This is a genomic window from Cognatiluteimonas sedimenti (assembly GCF_022808325.1).
Classification (GTDB): Bacteria; Pseudomonadota; Gammaproteobacteria; order Xanthomonadales; family Xanthomonadaceae; genus Cognatiluteimonas; species Cognatiluteimonas sedimenti.
Genome location: NZ_JALGCL010000001.1, coordinates 895383 through 915611 on the forward strand (window position 1 = coordinate 895383; position 20229 = coordinate 915611).

Annotated in this window: 20 protein-coding genes and 1 pseudogene; 3 read left to right on the forward strand and 18 right to left on the reverse strand. The window is 69.5% G+C overall.

Going from position 1 to position 20229, the window contains the following annotated elements:
* Positions 1-48: 48 nt before the first annotated feature.
* The 8 genes and pseudogenes from hfq to rlmE form a co-directional block, all read right to left on the reverse strand.
* Positions 49-327 carry an RNA chaperone Hfq gene (gene hfq / locus MQC88_RS04235; protein ID WP_243319361.1) on the reverse strand — a complete coding sequence of 93 codons (279 nt, stop codon included), beginning with the start codon at positions 325-327 and terminating at the stop codon, positions 49-51.
* 140 nt (positions 328-467) lie between these two features.
* Positions 468-1433 (reverse strand): tRNA (adenosine(37)-N6)-dimethylallyltransferase MiaA, encoded by a 966-nt coding sequence (gene miaA, locus MQC88_RS04240; protein WP_243319362.1) that lies wholly within the window; start codon positions 1431-1433, stop codon positions 468-470.
* A 115-nt stretch (positions 1434-1548) separates the two neighbouring features.
* A complete protein-coding gene (putP, locus tag MQC88_RS04245; protein WP_243319363.1) occupies positions 1549-3054 on the reverse strand; it encodes a sodium/proline symporter PutP in 1506 nt (501 codons plus the stop codon).
* Between the two features lie 230 nt (positions 3055-3284).
* Positions 3285-5810 carry a TonB-dependent receptor gene (locus MQC88_RS04250; RefSeq protein ID WP_243319364.1) on the reverse strand — a complete coding sequence of 842 codons (2526 nt, stop codon included), beginning with the start codon at positions 5808-5810 and terminating at the stop codon, positions 3285-3287.
* Positions 5811-5847: 37 nt separating this feature from the next.
* On the reverse strand, positions 5848-7515 hold the full coding sequence (locus tag MQC88_RS04255; protein WP_243319365.1) for a tetratricopeptide repeat-containing sulfotransferase family protein: 1668 nt from the start codon (positions 7513-7515) through the stop codon (positions 5848-5850).
* 59 nt (positions 7516-7574) lie between these two features.
* Entirely contained in the window at positions 7575-8474 is a 900-nt protein-coding gene (gene folP, locus MQC88_RS04260) for a dihydropteroate synthase (protein ID WP_243319366.1), read from the reverse strand.
* A 133-nt stretch (positions 8475-8607) separates the two neighbouring features.
* Positions 8608-10428: pseudogene (ftsH, locus tag MQC88_RS04265) on the reverse strand (ATP-dependent zinc metalloprotease FtsH); the annotation flags it as partial.
* Between the two features lie 21 nt (positions 10429-10449).
* Complete coding sequence (gene rlmE, locus MQC88_RS04270) at positions 10450-11103, reverse strand: 23S rRNA (uridine(2552)-2'-O)-methyltransferase RlmE (protein WP_243319368.1); 654 nt, start codon at positions 11101-11103, stop codon at positions 10450-10452.
* A gap of 77 nt (positions 11104-11180) precedes the next feature.
* Here rlmE and yhbY point away from each other — a divergent pair, with 77 nt between their 5' ends.
* Both yhbY and MQC88_RS04280 read left to right on the forward strand, forming a co-directional pair.
* On the forward strand, positions 11181-11486 hold the full coding sequence (gene yhbY, locus MQC88_RS04275; RefSeq protein ID WP_243319369.1) for a ribosome assembly RNA-binding protein YhbY: 306 nt from the start codon (positions 11181-11183) through the stop codon (positions 11484-11486).
* A gap of 28 nt (positions 11487-11514) precedes the next feature.
* Positions 11515-11898: an Mth938-like domain-containing protein gene (locus MQC88_RS04280; protein ID WP_243319370.1), complete on the forward strand. Its 384-nt coding sequence runs from the start codon at positions 11515-11517 to the stop codon at positions 11896-11898.
* 171 nt (positions 11899-12069) lie between these two features.
* On the opposite strand, the gene MQC88_RS04285 is transcribed toward MQC88_RS04280, so the two are convergent.
* Genes MQC88_RS04285 through surE form a run of 4 tightly spaced genes read right to left on the reverse strand, consistent with a single transcriptional unit; the run spans position 12070 to position 14948 of the window.
* Positions 12070-12828, reverse strand: a complete 759-nt coding sequence (locus MQC88_RS04285) for a peptidoglycan DD-metalloendopeptidase family protein (protein ID WP_243319371.1) — start codon at positions 12826-12828, stop codon at positions 12070-12072.
* Complete coding sequence (locus tag MQC88_RS04290) at positions 12825-13439, reverse strand: YqaA family protein (protein WP_243319372.1); 615 nt, start codon at positions 13437-13439, stop codon at positions 12825-12827. The genes MQC88_RS04285 and MQC88_RS04290 overlap by 4 nt, the downstream gene beginning before the upstream one ends.
* A gap of 31 nt (positions 13440-13470) precedes the next feature.
* On the reverse strand, positions 13471-14169 hold the full coding sequence (locus tag MQC88_RS04295; RefSeq protein ID WP_243319373.1) for a protein-L-isoaspartate(D-aspartate) O-methyltransferase: 699 nt from the start codon (positions 14167-14169) through the stop codon (positions 13471-13473).
* On the reverse strand, positions 14166-14948 hold the full coding sequence (gene surE, locus MQC88_RS04300; protein ID WP_243319374.1) for a 5'/3'-nucleotidase SurE: 783 nt from the start codon (positions 14946-14948) through the stop codon (positions 14166-14168). Before surE ends, MQC88_RS04295 begins: the two co-directional genes overlap by 4 nt.
* Before the next feature lie 122 nt (positions 14949-15070).
* On the opposite strand from surE, the gene MQC88_RS04305 reads away from it, so the two are divergent.
* Positions 15071-15634, forward strand: coding sequence for a Smr/MutS family protein (locus tag MQC88_RS04305; RefSeq protein WP_243319375.1), 564 nt, complete (start codon positions 15071-15073; stop codon positions 15632-15634).
* 12 nt (positions 15635-15646) lie between these two features.
* On the opposite strand, the gene truD is transcribed toward MQC88_RS04305, so the two are convergent.
* From truD to eno, 6 genes are read right to left on the reverse strand one after another with little or no spacing between them, the layout of a single operon-like run.
* Entirely contained in the window at positions 15647-16714 is a 1068-nt protein-coding gene (truD, locus tag MQC88_RS04310; RefSeq protein WP_243319376.1) for a tRNA pseudouridine(13) synthase TruD, read from the reverse strand.
* Positions 16711-17193 (reverse strand): 2-C-methyl-D-erythritol 2,4-cyclodiphosphate synthase, encoded by a 483-nt coding sequence (gene ispF / locus MQC88_RS04315; RefSeq protein WP_243319377.1) that lies wholly within the window; start codon positions 17191-17193, stop codon positions 16711-16713. The genes truD and ispF overlap by 4 nt, the downstream gene beginning before the upstream one ends.
* Positions 17190-17855, reverse strand: coding sequence for a hypothetical protein (locus MQC88_RS04320; RefSeq protein WP_243319378.1), 666 nt, complete (start codon positions 17853-17855; stop codon positions 17190-17192). Before MQC88_RS04320 ends, ispF begins: the two co-directional genes overlap by 4 nt.
* 3 nt (positions 17856-17858) lie before the next feature.
* Positions 17859-18581: a 2-C-methyl-D-erythritol 4-phosphate cytidylyltransferase gene (gene ispD / locus MQC88_RS04325; RefSeq protein WP_243319379.1), complete on the reverse strand. Its 723-nt coding sequence runs from the start codon at positions 18579-18581 to the stop codon at positions 17859-17861.
* Positions 18578-18901, reverse strand: coding sequence for a cell division protein FtsB (gene ftsB / locus MQC88_RS04330; RefSeq protein WP_243319380.1), 324 nt, complete (start codon positions 18899-18901; stop codon positions 18578-18580). The genes ispD and ftsB overlap by 4 nt, the downstream gene beginning before the upstream one ends.
* An 11-nt stretch (positions 18902-18912) precedes the next feature.
* The gene (eno, locus tag MQC88_RS04335) at positions 18913-20196 is read right to left on the reverse strand and encodes a phosphopyruvate hydratase (RefSeq protein ID WP_243319381.1); all 1284 of its coding nucleotides are present in this window, start codon (positions 20194-20196) and stop codon (positions 18913-18915) included.
* Positions 20197-20229: the final 33 nt, after the last annotated feature.

Sequence of the window (20229 nt, forward strand, 5' to 3'; positions counted from 1 at the left end):
CTGCGGGCGGTTCCCCTCGACCGGCGCCCGTGCTCGGGGGACCGCCGCCTATTCGGCTTCGTCGCCGCCCCCGGCGTCCTCGTCCGCCTCGCCGGTGGAGGCCGGGCCGGTCGGGCCCACGCGCACGTTGCGCGCCGGCACCACGGTCGAGATCGCGTGCTTGTAGACCATCTGGCTGACGGTATTGCGCAGCAGCACCACGAACTGGTCGAAGGATTCGACCGTGCCCTGCAGCTTGATGCCGTTGACGAGGTAGATCGAGACCGGCACGCGCTCGCGCCGCAGTGCGTTCAGGAACGGGTCCTGCAAGGATTGCCCCTTGGACATATCGTTTTTCCCCGATTTTCTATATTTGTTATTCCGGCCCGATCTTGTGCCGAGGCCGCATCGCCCGACCCACTCCCCGTGGCGGCAACGGCCCGATGGTAACGCATGCCCTGCCGCGCGGGGTGCGAACCGCGTCCCGTTCAGCCTTTGCCGGCGCACTCCAGGAACGCGTCGAGCGCGCGCTCCAGGCCCGTCCGCCCGGCCTCCGGATCGAACCAGCGCGCACCCAACTCGCCGCGCAGCCAGGTGAGCTGGCGCTTGGCGAGCTGGCGGGTGGCGAAGATGGCGCGGTCGCGGAATCCGCCCGCATCGGTGGCCCCGTCGAGGTATTCCCAGGCCTGGCGGTAGCCGACCGCGCGGAGAGCCGGCAGTTGCAGCGGCGCCGGGTGCGCGCGCAACTGCGGCAGCGCGCGCAGGGCACGGACTTCGTCGAGGAAGCCCTGCGCCAGCATCGCGTCGAAGCGCCGTTCGATCCTGGCGTGCAGCACGGCGCGATCGTCCGGCGCCAGCACCAACGGCAGTACCCGCAACGGCAACCGGCTCCGGCTGGCGTCCCGCTGCCAGTCGCTGATCGTGCGGCCGCTGATGCGGTGCACTTCCAGTGCGCGCTGGATACGCTGCGCGTCGGTCTCGTGGATGCGCGCCGCGGCGACCGGGTCGATCGTCGCCAACTCGGCATGCAGTGCCGCCCAGCCGCGCGTGCCGGCTTCACGCGAGATCCGGGCACGCACATCCGGGTCGGCGGCCGGCATCTCCGCCAGCCCGTGCAGCAGCGCGCGGAAGTACAGCCCGGTTCCGCCCGCCAGGACCGGCAGCCGGCCGCGTGCGACGATGCCTTCGATCACAACGCGCGCGTCCCGCGCGAACTCGGCCGCCGAATACGCCTGCCAGGGATCACGCAGGTCGAGCAGGTGGTGCGGCACGCGGGCGCGCTCTGCCGGGCTCGGCTTGGCCGCGCCGATGTCGAGGCCGCGATATACCAGCGCGGAATCGACGCTGACGATCTCGCCGCCCAGCCGCTGCGCCCACTCCAGCGCGAGCGCGCTCTTGCCCGAGGCGGTCGGGCCCATCAAGGCGATGGCGCGGGGACGGGTGTCGATGGTCATCGTGTCGGAGAGTGCGTTGCTTCCGGATGTCCCGCGGTCGGCGCGAGGGCACGCTGCGAGCGCGAACGGTCGGTGCTGCCGCGGGGGTTCCGCGCCACGCTCGAAATGACGAGGGTCAGTATCCGCTCGCGTCGAGCTCCGCGCGAACGGCATCGTGGGTCGCCTGCACTGGCGCCGGCGGCGCGCGATCGAGCAGGCTGGCGACCACGATCGCCAGCGATGCGGCGATGAATCCCGGCACGATTTCGTACAGCGCGCTGCCCATCCGTTCCACGGCGACCAGCTTCCAGGCGATCACGGTGACCGCGCCGACCAGCATCCCGGCCAGCGCGCCGTTGCGGGTCATCCGCTTCCACGACAGCGAGAACAGCACCACCGGGCCGAACGCGGCGCCGAACCCGGCCCAGGCGTAGCTGACCAGGCCGAGCACGCGGCTGTCCGGATCGCGCGCGATCCAGATCGCAAGCAACGCCACCGCCAGCACCATCGCCCGGCCGAACCACACCAGCTCGCGCTGGCTGGCGCGCGGACGCAGGAAGCCGCGGTAAAGGTCCTCGGTGAGCGCACTGGAACACACCAGCAACTGGCACGACAGCGTGCTCATGATCGCGGCCAGGATCGCCGACAGCAGCACGCCGGCGACCCAAGGGTTGAACAGCGCCTGCGCCAGCGCGATGAACACGCGCTCGGGGTTCTCGCGCACCATGTCCGCGGCCTGGCCCGGGTGCCCGGCGAAATAGCCGATGCCCAACAGGCCCACCGCGACCGCGCCGAGCAGGCACGCGATCATCCAGGCCATGCCGATGCGACGCGCCTTCGGGATCGTCCCCAAATCGTCGGCGGCCATGAAACGGGCGAGGATGTGCGGCTGGCCGAAATAGCCCAGGCCCCAGGCCAGCGCCGACACCACCGCGATCCCGCCGCCAGCGCCGATCCACTGCAGGCGCGCCGGATCGACCCGTTCGATCAGGATGCGGGTCTCGTGCCAGCCACCATTGCCGATCAGCACGAACATCGGCGCCAGCAGCAGCGCGAAGATCATCAACGTCCCCTGCACGGTGTCTGTCCAGCTGACCGCCAGGAATCCGCCGACCAGGGTGTACAGGATCGTCGCCGCCGCGCCCCACCACAGCGCTTGCGCGTACGGCAGCCCGAACACGCTCTCGAACAGGCGCGCGCCGGCCACGATCCCGCTGGCGCAGTACACCGCGAAGAACAGCAGGATCACCAGCGCCGAGAAGATCCGCAGCAGCCGGCTGTCGTCGGCGAAGCGATGGGTGAAGTAGTCCGGCAGGGTCAGCGCGTTATGGGAGCGTTCGGTGTAGACGCGCAGCGGCCCGGCGACGAATTTCCAGTTGCACCAGGCTCCCAGGGTGAGGCCGATGGCGATCCATGCCTCCGACAGGCCGCTGGCATACAGCGCCCCGGGCAGTCCGAGCAGCAGCCACCCGCTCATGTCCGAGGCGCCTGCCGACAGCGCGGTGACGTAGCTGCCCAGCGAGCGTCCGCCGAGGATGTAGTCGTCGAAACTGCGCGTGGAACGCCACGCCGCGAATCCGATGCCGACCATCAGCAACAGGTAGGCGGCGAAGGTGGCGAGCAGCGGCGTGCTGGCGGTCATGCGGCTTTCCCCGGCCCGGACGCGGGCCGCCGTGGCCAAGCTTAGCCTGTGCCTTGCGGCCCGGTGCGCGCCCGACCTTCTCGGAGCCTACCGGTATCGCCTCGCCAGCTCGCGCGGTACCGGATGCCCGGGAGATCGAGCAGCCGTGGACGCCGCGGGCAGGAGTCTCCGGAATTCGAACGCCGCCGCCGCGGGCCAGGCACGATCGCCGGGCCCGCGGGGGTTACCGATCAGAACGCCCTGGACACGCGCACGCCGATCGTCCGCGGCGGGGTGCTGAGGATGTAGGGCGTGTAGCCGCAAGTCAGGGTCGCGCACTCTGCGAACTTGCTCAGCTCCGTGCGCTTGTCGAACAGGTTCTTGACGAACAGGTCGAAGTTCCAGTTCCCGTGGGCGATCCCGCCCGAGAGGTCGAACAGCGTGTAGGCATCGAGGTTGCCCAGCAACGCGTTCTCCGCATCGCGCAGGTCGGTGCGGCGGCTGCCCTGGTGGAACACCGCCCCCTGCACGTACGCTTCGTCGGCGCCGACGTCCCATGTGTAGCGCCCGGTGACGTTGCCCTTGAACCTGGCGGTGATCGGCAGGCGCGTCCCTTCCGCTGCCTGGGGTCCGTCGACGGGATCGCCGGTGGCCGGATTGATGGTGCCGGGCGGGCAGACGCTGGTGGGGTTGCCGTCGGCGCCGTTGAAGCCGCAGTAGTCCTCCATCAGCTTGGCGTCGTACCAGGCGAAACCGCCGGACAGCAGGAAGTTGTAGCTGGCCTGCCACTGCAGTTCCAGCTCCATGCCTTCGATCCGCGCCTTGTTGGCATTGCGGATCTCGGTCAGGCCGTTGAGCCCGAGGTAGGAGAACTGGAAGTCCTTCCAGTCCTCGCGGAACACCGCGCCGTTGAAGATCACGCGATTGTCCAGCCACGCCGTCTTCCAGCCCGCCTCGTAGTTGGTGAGGAAATCCGAGGTGTACGGCGGCACCGTGCCGCGGCGGTTGATGCCGCCCGGGCGATAGCCTTCCGACCATGTGGCGTACAGCATCTTGTCGTCGTCGAACTTCCAGCTCAGGTTGAAGCGGCCGATGTGGTCGCTTTCCTTGACCCGCTTGTCCAGGTTGACGCAGGGCGCGCCGAGGAACTGCTGGTCGACGGTGCAGATGACCACGCCCGAGGAACTGCTCCAGCCCCAGTCGCCATAGCCGAAGAAGCCGTACAGGCTGTTGTCGGCGCGGAACCAGCGCATTCCGGCGGTGGCGGTGAGCCGCGGGGTGATGTCGAACGAGACCTCGCCGAACACCGCCTTGTCGCGGTCCACGCGCTGCTGCGCGGTCAGCCAGATCGTGTCCGGCCAGCCCGGGACTTCCTGCACTGCGGAAAGCCCGTCGACCCTGTAGTCCTGCAGGATGTCGTGCGACTGCCGCTGCCAGAACAGGCCGCCGACCACGCGCACGCGGTTGTCCGCCGGCGACGCCAGGCGCAGCTCGTGGCTGTCGGTACGGTAACCGTCGGTGGCGAAGATGTGCTGGGATGGGTTGATGTAGGTCGCCGGGTCGCATGTGAACGACACCGGATCGAAGTCCGTGCACATGTAGGCGCCGTAACCGGCCAGGGTGTCGTACCAGAAGCCGTAATCGGTGTAGTCGGCCGCCGAATCGACGTCGCGCTTGAGGTGCGCATAGGTGTAGGTCAGGTCGAAGTTGCCGATCCTGCCCTGGACGGTGAGCGCGGCCTGGTACCACTTGTCCTTGGAGAATTCAGGGTAGCCGTGCATGACCTTGAACTCGCCGACGCTCGGGTCGTAGCCGCTGCTGCCGTGCGCGTCCTGGTGCTGGCCCATGATCGCAGGGGTGATGGTCCAGTTGTCGTTGAGGTCGATCCGCAGCGCCGCGCGCGCGCCGACCGTATCGGCGTCGTTGTAGTCGTCCTCGACGAAGGCGGTGTTGTCGGCCACGATCCCGGAGGTCGGGAAGGTGATGGTGCTGCGCACGTTGTCGACGTAACCGGCGTCGTGCTTCTGCCAGCCGACCATGCGCAGCGCGGTGCGATCGTTCATCGGCAGGTTGACCATGCCCTCGAGCACGTGGCCGACGCCGCCGCCGTTGACGACGTTGACCTCGGCCGCGGCGCTGGCAGCGAAGCCGGACGGGTCGGGCTTGTTGGTGATGATGCGCAGGGTGCCGGCCTGCGAACTGGCGCCGTACAGCGTGCCCTGCGGCCCTGCGAGCGCCTCGACGCGGGTGATGTCGTACATGTGGATGTCGAGCGCGCCGGTGATGGTGGTGATCGGCTGCTCGTCCAGGTACACGCCGACGCTCGGGCGCGAACCCGAATGATTGCCGTCGCCGCCACTGGCGACGCCGCGCATGTACACCTGGGCGAAGCCCGGGCCGGAGAACACGCCGCCACCGGCGGTGCCGAACGACAGGCTCGGGATCATCTTGGCGTAGTCGTTGAACGACGCCACGTCCTGCTGCTCGAGCTGCTGCTGGCCGATCGCCTGGATGCTGATCGGGACTTCCTGCAGGTTCTCCTCGCGCTTCTGCGCGGTCACCGTCACCGTGCCGAGCGTGCGTGGCTGGTCCTTCTGCGCCCCCGGCGCCGCGGCCTGGTCGGCCGGCGCATCCTGCGCTGCCGCATCCTGCGTGTCCTGCGCGAACGCCATCGACTGCACCCCCATGCAGATCGCGACGGCCAGCGGCAGGCGCGCCAGCGTCCTGGTCCTGGTCGAACCCGGCCTCGTGGAACCCATCCCCTTCGAAATCCCCATCTCCCCTTCCTCCTGGTGGTGCATCAAGGTTGGTGCATCAAGGTGTCGTGTCCCGGTCCGGGACAGGTGCCGCAGGCCACGCGTCGAGCACGGGGCCCAACGCCGCCTTCAGCGGTTCCAGCCATGGTTCGAAATGCGTCCAGTGATCGACGCCGGCGCGATAGATCGGCTGCCGCACCTGTTCGGAGCTGGCGGTGCGCACGGGACGATCGTTTTCGAAGAAGCGCAGGCATTGCGGCGCGAATGGCAGGCCGCAATGGTCGAGCAGGCGCCGCACCTCGGTTTCGGTGTCCTCGACCAGCGCTTCGTAGGCGACGCGATGGACGTAGCCGGGCAAGGCCTGGTCGAAGTGCGCCATCAGGCCGACGTAGTCGCGGTAGTAGCGGCCGATGTCGCCAAGGCTGTAGCTGAAGTCCTGGCCGCGCGCGAACTGCTGCTTGAACAGCGAGAAGCCGCAGGCCAGCGGGTGCCGGCGCACGTCGATGACCTTCGCGTCGGGCAATGCCAGCCGGATCAGGCCGATATGCGCGAAATTGTTCGGCATCTTGTCGATGAAGAAAGGCGCCCCGGACTTGCGCTGGATGCGGGTGCGCTCCAGGTAGCGCTCGCCGAGTTCGCGCACCGCATCGGCGTCCAGCCCCGCCAGCACCTCGTGGTAGCGGGCGGGGCCGTCCCCGGCGCCCTGCAGGCGCAGCACCCGCGTCAGCGAGGTGAGCTCGGGCAGTTCCATCGTGCCCTCGACCAGCGGGTGGCTCGACAGGATCTGCTCGACCAGGGTCGAGCCCGCGCGCGGCATGCCGACGATGAAGATCGGATCCGCCGCGGCGACGCCGTATCCGGCGCGCGCCTGGAAGAAGTCGGATGTATAGATCTCCGTGGCGCGCTGCAGGCGGGCGCTGTTGGCGTCGGCCGAGTACGGCGTCCGCACCAGCCGCAGCGCGTTGCCGCGGGAATAGTGCGCAAAGGCGTCCGCGTATTCGCCGCGGTCCTCGAGCGCCTTGCCGAGCGCGAAATCCAGGTGCAGGCGATCCTCGTCGCCGAGGTCCGTCCGCCCCAGCTGGGCGCGCATCGTGGCGAGGTCGGCGTCGTCGAAGCGGAAGGTCTTGAGGTTGGCGAGGCTCCACCAGGCATCGCCGAAGCCCGGCTCGATGTCGATGCAGCGGCGGTAGGCGGCGATCGCGCGCCCGGCCTGGCCCGCGGTCTTCAGCGCATGTCCCTGGCTGAGCCAGACCCGGCTCTGCCCGGGATGGTCGGCGAGGATCCCTTCGTACAGCTCGATCGCTTCGTCGAAGTCGCCGGTGCGGCACAGCACCACTGCCCTGAGGTTGCGGTAGCCGGGGTTGTCCGGGTCGCTGGCCAGCAGCCGTTCGACCTCCGCCAGCGCCTCCTGCGGGCGGTTGCTGCGATGCAGGACCATGGCGTAGTTCTGGCGCGCCGCGGCGAAGCCAGGCGCGAGCTCCAGGCAGCGCTCCAGGAGGTGGGTGGCGTCCTCGTAGCGCCCGATCCGCGCCGCCACCTCGGCCAGCATGCGGATCGCGGCGACATCGGTGGGCGAGCGCCGCAGCCGCTCGCGCAACAGCGTTTCGGCGTGGGGGATGTCGTTGTCGACCAGGGCGCGGCCGGCCTCGAGCAGGACCGGGTCGGCCACCGCATGGCGCAGGGCGCCTTCGACGCTGGCCTTCGACTCGGCGGACACCTGGCCCATTCAGTTCCCCGGTTGCTTGGCCGAGCGTACGACCGCCGGGTTGGCGCCGCAAGCAGGGGTTATTCGTCGTCCGGCCAGCGGATCGGGGGCGCGGCCGCCCGGGTACCGGGCATCGCCACCGCAGCCACCGCATTCCACACCTTCAACGCGTCGACGGTGGCGGCGACGTCGTGCACGCGCAGCAGCAGCGCCCCGCGCTGGGCGGCGACCAGGTGCGCGGCGACCGAACCGGAAACGCGCTGGCGCGGGTCGTCGCGGCCGGTGATGTCGCCAATGGTCTTCTTGCGTGACAGCCCGGCAAGGATCGGTACCCCCAGTTCCCGGAACCTCCCGAGCTGTGCCAGCAGCAGCAGGTTGTGCTCGCCGGTCTTGCCGAAGCCGAAACCGGGATCGACGACGATGTTCTTCTTCGCGATTCCCGCCATCTCCGCGGCGAAGATGCGTTCGGCGAGGAAGCGGTGCACCTCGGCCACCACGTCGTCGTAACGCGGCGCCTCCTGCATCGAGCGCGGCTCGCCGAGCATGTGCATCAGCACCACCGGCACGCCTAGCGCGGCCGCGGCTTCCAGCGCGCCTTCGCGGCGCAAGGCATGCACGTCGTTGAGCATGCCGGCACCGGCCGCGATCGCGGCGCGCATCACCTCCGGTTTCGAGGTGTCGATGCTGAGCGGTAGCGATGTCTGCCGCGCCAGCGCCTCGATCACCGGGATGACCCGCCGCAGTTCTTCCTCGGGCGATACCTCCGCGGCGCCGGGGCGGGTCGATTCCCCGCCGATGTCGAGGATGTCGGCGCCCTCCCCCGCCAGCGCCAGCCCGTGCGCGATGGCGGCCTCGACCGTCGCATGCTCGCCGCCGTCGGAGAACGAATCCGGAGTCGCGTTGACGATGCCCATTACCCGCGGGCGATCGAGTTTCAGGATGCGGCCGGCGCAGTCGAGTTGCGGACTGGTATCGAACATCGTGTTCGCATCAACGAAAAAGGCCAGAGCGGACTCTGGCCTCTCCAGGGCAGGCTGGCAACCCTCAGGTCTGCGCGGCCGGGCCGCCGATGATGATCGGCTTGGGCTCGTCGCGCGCCGGGCCGCCCCTGGTCCAGCCCATCGGCGGCGGCGGTTCGCGGCCTTCCATGATCGCATCGACCTGCGGTGCGTCGATGGTCTCGTACTCGAGCAGCAGCTTGGCCATCGTGTGCAGCTTGTCCAGGTTCTCGGTGAGGATCGTCCTGGTGCGGTCGTAGGCGCGGTCGAGGATGCCGCGCACGACCTCGTCGATCCGGCGCGCAGTCTCGTCGGAGACGTTCTTGTGCTGGGTCACCGAGCGGCCGAGGAAGACTTCGTCCTCCTCCTCGCCGTAGGTGATCGGGCCGAGTTCGGATAGGCCCCATTTGGTCGCCATGTTGCGCGCCATCTTGGTCGCGCGCTCGATGTCGTTGGAGGCGCCGGTGGTGACCTTGTCGTCGCCGAAGATCAGCTCCTCGGCCACGCGCCCGCCGTACAGCGAGCACAGCTGCGATTCGATCGCGGTGCGGTTGTACGAGTACTTGTCGCCCTCGGGCAGGTACATGGTCACGCCCAGCGCGCGGCCACGCGGGATGATGGTGACCTTGTAGACCGGGTCGTGCTCGGGCACCAGCCGACCGACGATGGCATGGCCGGCCTCGTGGTAGGCGGTGAGCGTCTTCTCCTGCTCGCTCATCGCCATCGAGCGGTTCTCCGTGCCCATCATGATCTTGTCGCGGGCCTTGTCGAAGTGCTCCATGCGCACGTCCTTGGCATTCTCGCGCGCGGCGAACAGCGCCGCTTCGTTCACGAGGTTGGCCAGGTCCGCGCCGCTGAAGCCCGGCGTACCGCGCGCGATCACCATCGGCACGACGTCGTCGGCCAGCGGCACCTTGCGCATGTGTACCTTCAGGATCTGCTCGCGGCCGCGCACGTCGGGCAAGCCGACGACCACCTGGCGGTCGAAGCGGCCCGGGCGCAGCAACGCCGGATCGAGCACGTCAGGGCGGTTGGTCGCCGCGACCACGATCACGCCCTCGCCGCCCTCGAAGCCGTCCATCTCCACCAGCAACTGGTTCAGGGTCTGCTCGCGCTCGTCATGTCCGCCACCCAGTCCGGCGCCGCGGTGGCGGCCGACCGCGTCGATCTCGTCGATGAAGATGATGCATGGCGCGTGCTTCTTGGCCTGCTCGAACATGTCGCGCACGCGCGAGGCGCCGACGCCCACGAACATCTCGACGAAGTCGGAGCCGGAAATCGAGAAGAACGGCACCTTGGCCTCGCCGGCGATCGCCTTGGCAAGCAGCGTCTTGCCGGTGCCTGGCGGGCCGACCATCAGCACGCCGCGCGGGATCTTGCCGCCCAGCTTCTGGAAGCGTCCCGGATCGCGCAGGAACTCGACCAGTTCGGAAACTTCCTCCTTGGCCTCGTCGCAACCGGCGACGTCGGCGAAGGTGATCTTGGTCTGATCCTCGTTGAGCAGCTTGGCGCGCGAGCGCCCGAACGACATCGCGCCCTTGCCCCCGCCCTGCTGCATCTGGCGCATGAAGTACACCCAGATGCCGATGAACAGCAGCCACGGCAGCACGTTGACCAGGATCATGCCCAGCGACAGGCCGCTGGACGGCGGCGTCTGCACGGTGGTGACGTCGTGGTTGAGCAGGTCGTTCACCAGGTCCTTGTCACCCGGCGCATAGGTGGTGAACTTGCTGCCGTCCTTGCGCTCGCCGGCGATCGTGGTGCGGTCCTCGGCGATGTTGACCTTGGCGACGCGATCGCCCTGCACCTCCTGCACGAACTGGTCGTAGGTCAGAGCCTGGGTGGCGGCGCTCTTCGGGCTGAAGCTCTGGAACACCACCATCAGCACGACGGCGACGACTACCCACAGCATCAGATTCTTGGCCAGGTCGTTCATGAATTGCGGTAGTCCTGTCGGCTAGGCGGTCTTGGTCTGCGCAAGCTTGCCCTGTGCCAGGGCATAGACTTCCGGCGAGCGCTTGCGCGACGCCGCCGGCTTCCGGATCGCCACTTTGGCATAGCGCCGTCGCAGCTCGCGGACGTACTGGTCGAACCCGGTGCCCTGGAACAGCTTGATCAGGAAGGTGCCGTCCGGACGAAGGTGGTTGTCGGCGAAGTCCATTGCCAGCTCCGCCAGGTGCATCATCCGCGGCTGGTCGACCGCGTCCATACCGCTCTTATTGGGGGCCATGTCGGACAGAACAAGGTCGACCGGCTGGCCGCCGAGCATGGCTTCCAGCTGCGACAGGACCACATCCTCCCTGAAATCCCCATGAAGGAACTCGACCCCGGCCAGCGCCGGCATCTCCAGGATGTCCAGCGCGATGACCCGGCCCGGATCGCCGCGTCCGCCGTCCCCGAGCGCTTGCCGCACCCACTGCGACCAACCGCCCGGCGCCGCGCCAAGGTCGACCACGACCATGCCCGGCTTCAACAGGCGGTCGCGCGCGACCAGCTCCTCCAGCTTGTAGGCGGCGCGCGAGCGCAGGCCTTCGGCCTGCGCCTTCTTCACGTAGGGGTCGGAGAAATGTTCCTTGAGCCAGCGCTGGCTGGACTTGCTGCGGGTGGCCATGCGGCTGCGCGGAACGCCGGGCGATGGGGGCCGCCATGATACCCTGCGCGCCGTATTCCCCTCTTTTGCGTGACCCGATGTCCATCCCCCTGACCGCCGCCCAGACCCGCTTCCTGCGCGGCCAGGCGCACGACCTGAAAGCCCTGTTGCAGGTCGGCGGCAAGGGCATCAGCGAGGCGCTGGTGGCCGAGGTCGATGGCGCGCTGGAACACCACGAACTGATCAAGGTGAAGATCGCGGGCAGCGAGCGCGACGCCCGCGACGCGATGATCGCCGAGCTGGCCCGTCGCACCGATGCCGTGCTGGTGCAGCGCATCGGCCACACCGCGATCCTGTACCGGCCATCGAAGGATCACCGCCGGATCGTGCTGCCGCGTCCCTGACGGCGGCCACGGCAGGAGAAGCGCCTGCATGCAGCTCAACCTGGAACGCCCGGACTACCCGTTCTTCCTGCGTGCCGCGGACGGAAGGTCCGCGCTGGTCAATGAACGCACCCTGCGGCGCAGCTTCATCATCGCGCCCGATACGCTGGTCGAGGACTGGCCCTACCGCGATGTCGCGACGCTGCCGCCCGTGGCGCTGGAGCCGCTGCTCGCCCTGCGGCCCGAACTGATCGTGCTGGGCACCGGCACCGCCCAGGCGTTTCCGCCCCCTGCCACGCTTGCGGCCTGCCTGCAGCGCGGCGTCGGCCTGGAGGCGATGACGAACGCCGCCGCGGCCCGCACCTATAGCGTGCTCGCCGGCGAGGGCCGGCGGGTCGTGGCCGCTTTCGTCTTTCCGCAGGGCGGACACTGACGCGCCCTCGGCGTGACTTGCGGCCAGCTTGCGCAGGAGCCTCGACGGACTCGTCGCACTTGTGCAACAGCAAGACCGATGCGCCTGCAAGCTGCAGGACGTTGCGCCTGGAGCTGCCTGCGCGCCGCGCATGGGGGGCGGATCCGCGCGTAGTAATAGTGCCGGGGCCGGCTATTGCCTTGGCAGGTAGGACAACGGATCCACCGGCTTGCCGTTGTAGCGGATCTCGAAATGCAGCATGTCGCGGGGTGCGCCGCTGTGGCCGAGCTCGGCGATCTGTTGCCCGGCCTTGACCACCTGGCCCTCGTTGACGAGGCGCGCGCGGTTGTGACCGTAGGCCGACAACCATTGTTCGTCGTGCTTGATGATGACCAACTCGCCGTAGCCGACCAGGCCCGATCCCGAATACACGACCACGCCGTCTGCCGCCGCGCGCACCGCCGCACCGGCGGTGCCGCCGATGTCGATGCCCTGCCGGGTCGGCTCGCCCGCGGCATAGCGGGCCAGCAGGGTGCCTTCGACCGGCCAGCGCCACGAGAAAGGACTGGAAGGCGGTGGCGCCACCGGCGCCGCCGGGCGCGGCGCGCTGGCGGGGGGACGCGAAACCGTCGCGTTGCCGGCAGCGTGCTGGCGCGAACTCCCGCCGGGATACAGCCGCAGGCGCTGCCCGGGATAGATCGTGTACGGCGGCGCGATGCCGTTCCAGGCCGCCAGGTCACGCGCGCTGATGCCGTTGTCGGTGGCGATGCGATAGAGCGTCTGGCCACGACGCACGGTGGTGGTGACGCCGTATTTCGGCTTCGACACCTGCACCGGGCCGCGATCGCCCCCCGTCCTGCGCACCACATGGCTGCTGCCGCAGGCCGCGAGCAACGCCGCCGACGCCAGCAGGGCAGCCATCCGCACCAGCACTCGTCCCGTCGACCTCATCCCGTCTGCGCCCTCCATGCCAGGTAACCGATGCCCGACACCAGCAGTGCGGTGGCGATCCATCCCAGTGGCTCGATCCAGCGATGCAGTGCCGCTTCGGCACGCGCGCCGCCAAGGCGGATCGCGGCCGCGATCAGGTACACGCGCTTGCCGCGCCCGACCGCCATGCTGGCCATGAACGGCAGCAACGGCACCCCGACGATACCCGATGCCCAGGTGAAGAACTTCAGCGGGATCGGCGTGAATCCGGCCAGGACCAGGATCCAGAAGGTCTTCCAGGGCGAATCGGCGGCGATCCCGCGCAGGTACTCGACCTGTTCGTCGATCCGATCGATCCAGCCCAGGGACACCAGCAGCGGCTTGACCAGCTCGTAGGCGTAATGGCCGAGCGCATAGCCGAGCACCGCGCCAGCCAGCGAACCCAGCAGGCTCAACGATGCAAAGCGGAACGCACGTTTCGGCTGCGACAGCGCCATCGGCGCCAGCATCACTTCCGGGGGCACCGGGAAGAACACCGCCTCGGCGAAGCTGAGGCCGGTCAGCAACGCCGGCGCGCGCGGGTGGCGCGCCCAGGCCAGCGCGCGCTCGTAGATCGGGCCGAACAATTTCATCGTCGGCCCCCGGCGCAGGCGTTGCGCGGCATCAATCGATCATCCCGGAGAGCAGCGGCACGAACACCACCGCACCGAGGTTGTCCTGGCTGACCGCGCCGTCGGCATCCTTTCGCAGCCGCAGCAGCGACTGCCCGCTGCCGGCGCCGACCGGCGCGACCAGCGTGCCGCCCGGCGCGAGTTGCGCGGTCAGCGCCTCGACCAGCGCCGGGGCCGCGGCGGTGACCACGATGGCATCGAACGGCGCGCATTCCGGCCAGCCGATGCGGCCGTCGTCGTGCTTGCTGCGCACGTTGAGGCCAAGCGTACGGAAGCGCTTGCGCGCAGTGCGGAGCAGCTCGCCGATGCGCTCGACCGTGTAGACCTCCAATCCGAGCGCGGCGAGGATCGCGCCCTGGTAGCCGGAGCCGGTACCGACTTCCAGCACCTTTTTCGGTTGCGCGCCATCGGCGAACAGGGCTTCGGTCATCTTCGCCACCACCCACGGCTGGGAAATGGTCTGGCCGTGCCCGATCGGCAACGCCGTGTCCTCGTACGCGCGGGTGGCCAGGGCTTCGTCCATGAACAGGTGCCGCGGCACGGTGCGGATCGCGTTGAGCACGCGCTCGTCGCGGATGCCCCCGCCGGGATGGGAACCGGCCCGCAGCCGTTCGATCAGGCGATCGCGCACGCGCTGGCTGGTCATGCCCAGGCCGACCGCTTCGGGTTGCAGGCGCAGGCGCGCGGTCATTCCGCGGCCTCGCCGAGTTCGGTTCCCAGGCCTTCGACCCAACTGGAAACCTGTTCGAGCGCCTGGTAGCGGGTCAGGTCGACGTTGATCGGCGTGATCGCGATATGGCCGCTGCGCACCGCGTTGAAGTCGGTCCCCGGACCGGCGTCCTGCTCGGGGCCGGCCGCGCCGATCCACCACCAGGTGCGGCCGCGCGGATCCGCCTGCTGCACGCAGGGCTCGGACTTGTGGCGGTTGCCCAGGCGCGAGACCTCGAAGCCGCGCACTTCCGACCACGGAACATCCGGCACGTTGACGTTGAGGATGGTGTCGGCCGGCAGCGGATCCTTTTGCAGCCGGGCGATGATCTCGACCGCGGCGCGCGCGGCGGTTTCGTAGTGCTCGCCGCGGTGGCCGCGGGTGGCGAGCGACATCGCAACCGCCGGCAGCCCGAGGAATCGCCCTTCCATCGCCGCGGCGACGGTGCCCGAGTAGATCACGTCGTCGCCGAGGTTGGCGGTGTTGTTGATTCCCGACACGACCATGTCCGGTTCCAGTTCCAGCATGCCGGTAATGGCCACGTGCACGCAGTCGGTAGGCGTGCCGTAGACGCACCAGGTGTGTTCGTCGCGCTGGAGCACCCGCACAGGCGCATCCAGGGTCAGGGAATTGCTGGCGCCGGAACGATCCCGGTCCGGGGCGACGACCAGTACTTCGTGCCCCGCCTCGCGCAGTCCCCGGGCGAGGATCCGGATGCCGGGTGCGTCGACACCGTCGTCGTTGCTGACCAGTACGCGCATGAAATCCTGACTTGCCCCCGGACGTGGAACCATGAAGGCGTGAGCGTGAGCGTCCATGATAGCGGATGCGCGCCGGCCGTCGGCACCATGCAGTCGCAGCCGCGCCACGCTAGGCTGGCGCCATGGGAAAACGCCGCATGCCATCGCCCGGGGAACCGCCGCCGGCGCCACCGCAGGACGACGCGTCGCTGTTCCGCGATGCCATCGGCCCGGTGCGCGAACTGCCGCCCCGGGCGGCGCTCCCGCGCAAGCCGCCACCACGCGCCCTGCCTCGCATGGCCGCGCGCGACGACGCCCAGGCGTTGGGCGAATTCCGGCGGGCGCTGCAGGCCGACGTGCTGGAGGCCGGGGATGCACTCAGTTACCGCCGCGCCGAAATCCCGCCGCGCTTGCTGCAGCGGCTGCGCCGCGGCCTGTACGCGGCGCAGGACGAACTGGACCTGCACCATGCCGACGCCCTTCGCGCCGAGGCACTGTTGCGCGATTTCATCAAGGCCTCGCTGCATGCCGGCCTGGGTTGCGTGCGCGTCATCCACGGCAAGGGCCTGCATTCGGACAGTGGCGTGCCGGTGCTGAAGAACCTCGTGGATCGCGTCCTGCGCCAGCGTGCCGACGTGCTGGCCTTCCATTCGACCCCACCCGCGCAGGGCGGAAATGGTGCGGTGCTGGTGCTGCTGAAGCGCTGACACCCGCCGGGTTCAGGCGTCTTGCGCGGCCTGCCCCGCGGCGTCGGTGATCGCGCCAAGTTCGCCCAGGACGGTGGTCGCGTAGGCGCCCGGCGGCAACGAAAAACGCAGTTGCAGGATTGCCGCCCCTTGCCATGCCCATTCCAGCGCCTGCGGCAGCAGGCGGGTGGCGCGGCGCTCCTGCTTCAGCCCCGCAGCTTCCAGGCCGGCGCGCAACGCCAGCGATTGCGCATCGGCCAGCGCCCTGGTTTCCAGTTCCAGCGCGGCGGCGGCCGTGCGCAACCCGCCCCGCCCCCACAACGGCGCGCTCGGATGAATGTCGAATTCCGCCAGGCGCCGCGCGAGCGTCTCGTTGAACGATTCCGGTCCGAACACGCTGCGGCTGCCGTCGAGCATCCACGCTTCGCCCTCCAGCGCCTGGTCCCAGTTGCAGGCGGCCACTCGCGCCGCGAGCACCCGGTTGAACAGCTGCGAACGCGCAGCCGACAGCAGGTGCGTGCGTTGCGCGCGCGCCATCCGGCGTCCACCGAACATCGCCAGCGCATTGCCGACGTTGTCGCCGCCGCGGCCGAAGCGCTGCACGCCGAAGTAGTTGGGCACGCCGCGCGCGGCAATGGCGTGCAGCCTTGCATCGATGGCATCGCGGTTGCCGTCGACCTGGCGCAGCACCAGTTCGAAGCGATTGCCGGCGAGGGCCCCGCGCGGCAGCTTCTTCGCATGCCAGGCGTGGCCGAGCACCCGCAACCCCTCGCCTTCCAGCGCGGCGATGTCGGGCGCGACCTTCCTGGGCAGGTGCACGCTGAAGCGCTGTCGGGTCACGGCGTGGCGGTCCTTCAGCCCGGCGTAACCGACCCCGGCCTCGGCGATCCCGGCCCACTCCGCGATCCGCTTCGCGGCGAAGGCGGTGTTCATGCCGCGCTTCTGGATGTCGAGCAACAGGTGCTCGCCGCTGCCGCTGGGCGCGAATGCGTCCAGTTCCTCCACCAGGAAATCCTCGGGCGTGGCGCGGATCCGTGCCGACAATACCGGCGGCCCCAGCGCCTGCGGCCATGCGTCGCGTGGACCCGCCTCGCTGCTCACGCGCGCACGAGCAGGCAGATCGCCTGTGCCGCGATGCCTTCGCCGCGACCAGTGAAGCCGAGCGCCTCGGTGGTCGTGGCCTTGACGCTCACGGCATCCAGCGCGATCCCCAGCGCAGCCGCCAGCGTGGTGCGCATCGCCTCGACGTGCGGCCCGACCCTGGGCCGCTCGCAGACCACGGTGACGTCGGCATTGCCCACGCGCCAGCCGCGCGCGCGCGCCAGCCCGTCGCAATGGTGCAGGAACGCCAGGCTGTCGGCGCCTTTCCATTGCGGATCCGAAGGCGGGAAGTGCCGGCCGATGTCGCCCAGCGCAAGCGCACCGAGCAGGGCGTCGCACAAGGCGTGGACGACGACGTCGCCGTCGCTGTGCGCGAGCAGCCCGCGATCGTGCGGCACGCGCACTCCGCCCAGCATGACGTGGTCGCCGTCGCCGAAGGCATGCACGTCGAATCCCTGGCCGATGCGGATGCCGTTCATAGCGCCGATCCTCGCACACGCCGATGCGCGTCCGCCCACGCCGCCCATGCCACCAGCAGCCACTGCGCCAGTCCCACCGCGGCGAGCGCGCCGATGCCCGGCGGTGGCGGGCCAAGCACGTTGCCCGCGTACACCAGCACGAGGAACGCCAGCAGCACCGCCATGGACCAGTTCCCGATCCGGTCACGCGCCCGGGAAATCCGCAGGTACATCAGTGCGCCCAGCGCGAGCAAGCCCAATTCGATCGCCAGGCTCGCGGGCATCGAATTCCACAGGCCGAGCCCGGCCAGTGGCGACCCTGGGGCGGGCGTCCACGGCAGGTCGGGCACGTGCACCACCCAATCCAGCAGCCAATGGCTCGGAACCAGCAATGCCAGCACGAAGGCATCGCGCGGGCGTCGACGCCACAGGAAATGGCAGCCGCCCAGGACGAGGCCCGCCAGCACCAGCGTGGCCAGGCTGTGCGACCAGGGATAGTGGTCGAACAGCAACGGCGTCACCGTGGTCGCACCGACCTGGATCCGAACGGTTTCCACGCCCGCGAGCAGCAGCGCCGGCCAGGCCAGGTCCGCAAGCTGCGCCGCCAGCACCAGCGTACCCAGTGAAGTCGCCGGGACCGCGCGCTTGGCGGCCAGCGCGACCGCGAAGTGCCCCAGGAACATGCGTCAGTCCTCCCCGGCGGCGGCGCTGCGCAGCAGGAACGCCACCAGCGCCAGGTCCGCGCGAGTGGTGACCTTCAGGTTGTCCTCGCTGCCCTCGACCAGCAGCGGCCGGTGGCCCTGGCGCTCCATCGCCATCGACTCGTCGGTGACGACCACGGCGTCGCGCTGCGCGGCTTCCAGCGCGCGCGTCAGCTGCAGGCGCCGGAACAGCTGCGGCGTGAGCGCGCGCCACAGGTGCTCGCGTGGCTGGGTGGCGTCGATGCCGCCGTCGTCGCCGGCGCGCTTGAGGGTGTCGCGCACCGGCGCGGCGAGGATCGCGCCCACCGGATCGGCGCGGCCGCGCTCGAGCAGTTGCTGCAGGTCGGCCTGCGACAGGTTGGGGCGCGCCGCGTCGTGGACCAGCACGAAATCGTCGGGGCGCACGCTCGCCGGCAGCGCGGCAAGCGCCGCCAGCACCGAATCGGCACGGGTCGCGCCGCCGAGGCAGGCGACGATGGGCTTGCCCTCCAGCTCGGTCCAGCCGGGCCAGTGCGGATCGCCGTCCGCCAGCGCGACGACCGCGCCCTCGATCGCCGGATGCGAGAGCAGCGCGCGCAGGGCGTGCGCGACCAGCGGTTCGCCTTCCACCTCCAGGTACTGTTTCGGCAGCGCGGCGCCGAAACGCGTGCCCGCGCCGGCCGCAGGCACGATCGCCCAGAGCCCGCCGCGGGCCTGGTCCAGGGTCATTGCGCCGGTTCCGCGGGCGCCGGTTCGGCCGTCGCCGGCTGCGGCTCGACGACGCGATAGAAGGTCTCGCCCGGCTTGATCATGCCCAGTTCGTTGCGCGCGCGCTCCTCGACCGCGGCTTCGCCGGACTTGAGGTCCTCGACCTCGGCGGCGAGCGCATCGTTGCGCTGCTGCAGGCCGGCGTTGTCGCGCGCCTGCTGCTGCACCCGGTGCTGCAGCACCTGGACCTCGCGCTGGCCGCCGCCGCCGAACCACAGCCGGTACTGCAGCCACGCCAGCAGCACCAGCAACAGCAGCAGGACGATCCGCAGCCCGCGCATCGGCTTCGTGGTCAGCGCTTGAGCGAGACGAACGCGCCGCGCCCGGCGTACTTCGCGGCGCTGCCCAGCGCTTCTTCGATCCGCAGCAGCTGGTTGTACTTGGCCACGCGGTCGCTGCGGCACAGCGAGCCGGTCTTGATCTGGGTCGCGGTGGTGGCGACGGCGATGTCGGCGATGGTGGTGTCCTCGGTCTCGCCGGAGCGGTGCGAAACCACGGAGGCGTAGCGCGCGGCATCGGCCATCGCGATCGCTTCAAGGGTCTCGGTGAGCGTGCCGATCTGGTTGACCTTGATGAGGATGGCGTTGCCCACGCCCTGCTCGATGCCGTCCCTGAAGATCTTCGGATTGGTCACGAACAGGTCGTCGCCGACCAGCTGCACCTTGTCGCCCAGCCGCTGCGTCAGCAGCTTCCAGCCGGCCCAGTCGCCCTCGTCCATGCCGTCCTCGATGGTGACGATCGGGTACTGCGCCGCCCAGTTGGCCAGGAACTCGACGAACTGCTCGCCGGTCAGGCGCTTGCCTTCGCCGGTGAGGTTGTACTTGCCGTTGTCGAAGAATTCGCTGGAGGCGACATCCAGCCCCAGCATCACGTCCTCGCCGGCCTTGTAGCCGGCCTTGCCGATCGCTTCCAGGATCGTTTCCAGCGCTTCCTCGTTGCTGCGCAGGTCGGGCGCGAAACCACCCTCGTCGCCGACCGCGGTCGACAGGCCCCTGCCCTTCAGCACCGACTTCAGCGCATGGAAGATCTCGGTGCCCGACCGCAAGGCCTCCGAGAAGGAGTCGAAGCCGACCGGCAACACCATGAACTCCTGCAGGTCGACGTTGTTGTCGGCGTGCGCGCCGCCGTTGATGATGTTCATCATCGGCACCGGCAACGACACGTCGCGGCCATTGGCCAGGTGCTGCCACAACGGCAACCTGCGCGAGGCCGCCACCGCATGGGCATTGGCCAGCGACACGCCCAGCAGCGCATTGGCGCCGAGGCGACCCTTGTTCTCGGTGCCGTCGAGATCGACCAGGCGCCGGTCCAGAGCGGCCTGGTCGCCGTCGAAGCCGGCCAGCGCCTGCGCGATCGCGGTGTTGACGTTGGCCACCGCCTTGCGCACGCCCTTGCCACCGTAGCGGGTCCGGTCGCCGTCGCGCAGTTCCACCGCTTCCTTGCTGCCGGTGGAGGCGCCGGAGGGCACCAGCGCGCGGCCGAAGCTGCCGTCACCGAGGGTGACTTCGGCTTCCAGCGTCGGGTTGCCGCGGCTGTCGAGGATTTCGCGGGCGTGGACTTTTGCGATGGTGGTCATGGTGTCGATTTGATGGAGGGAAGTTGTAGTTCC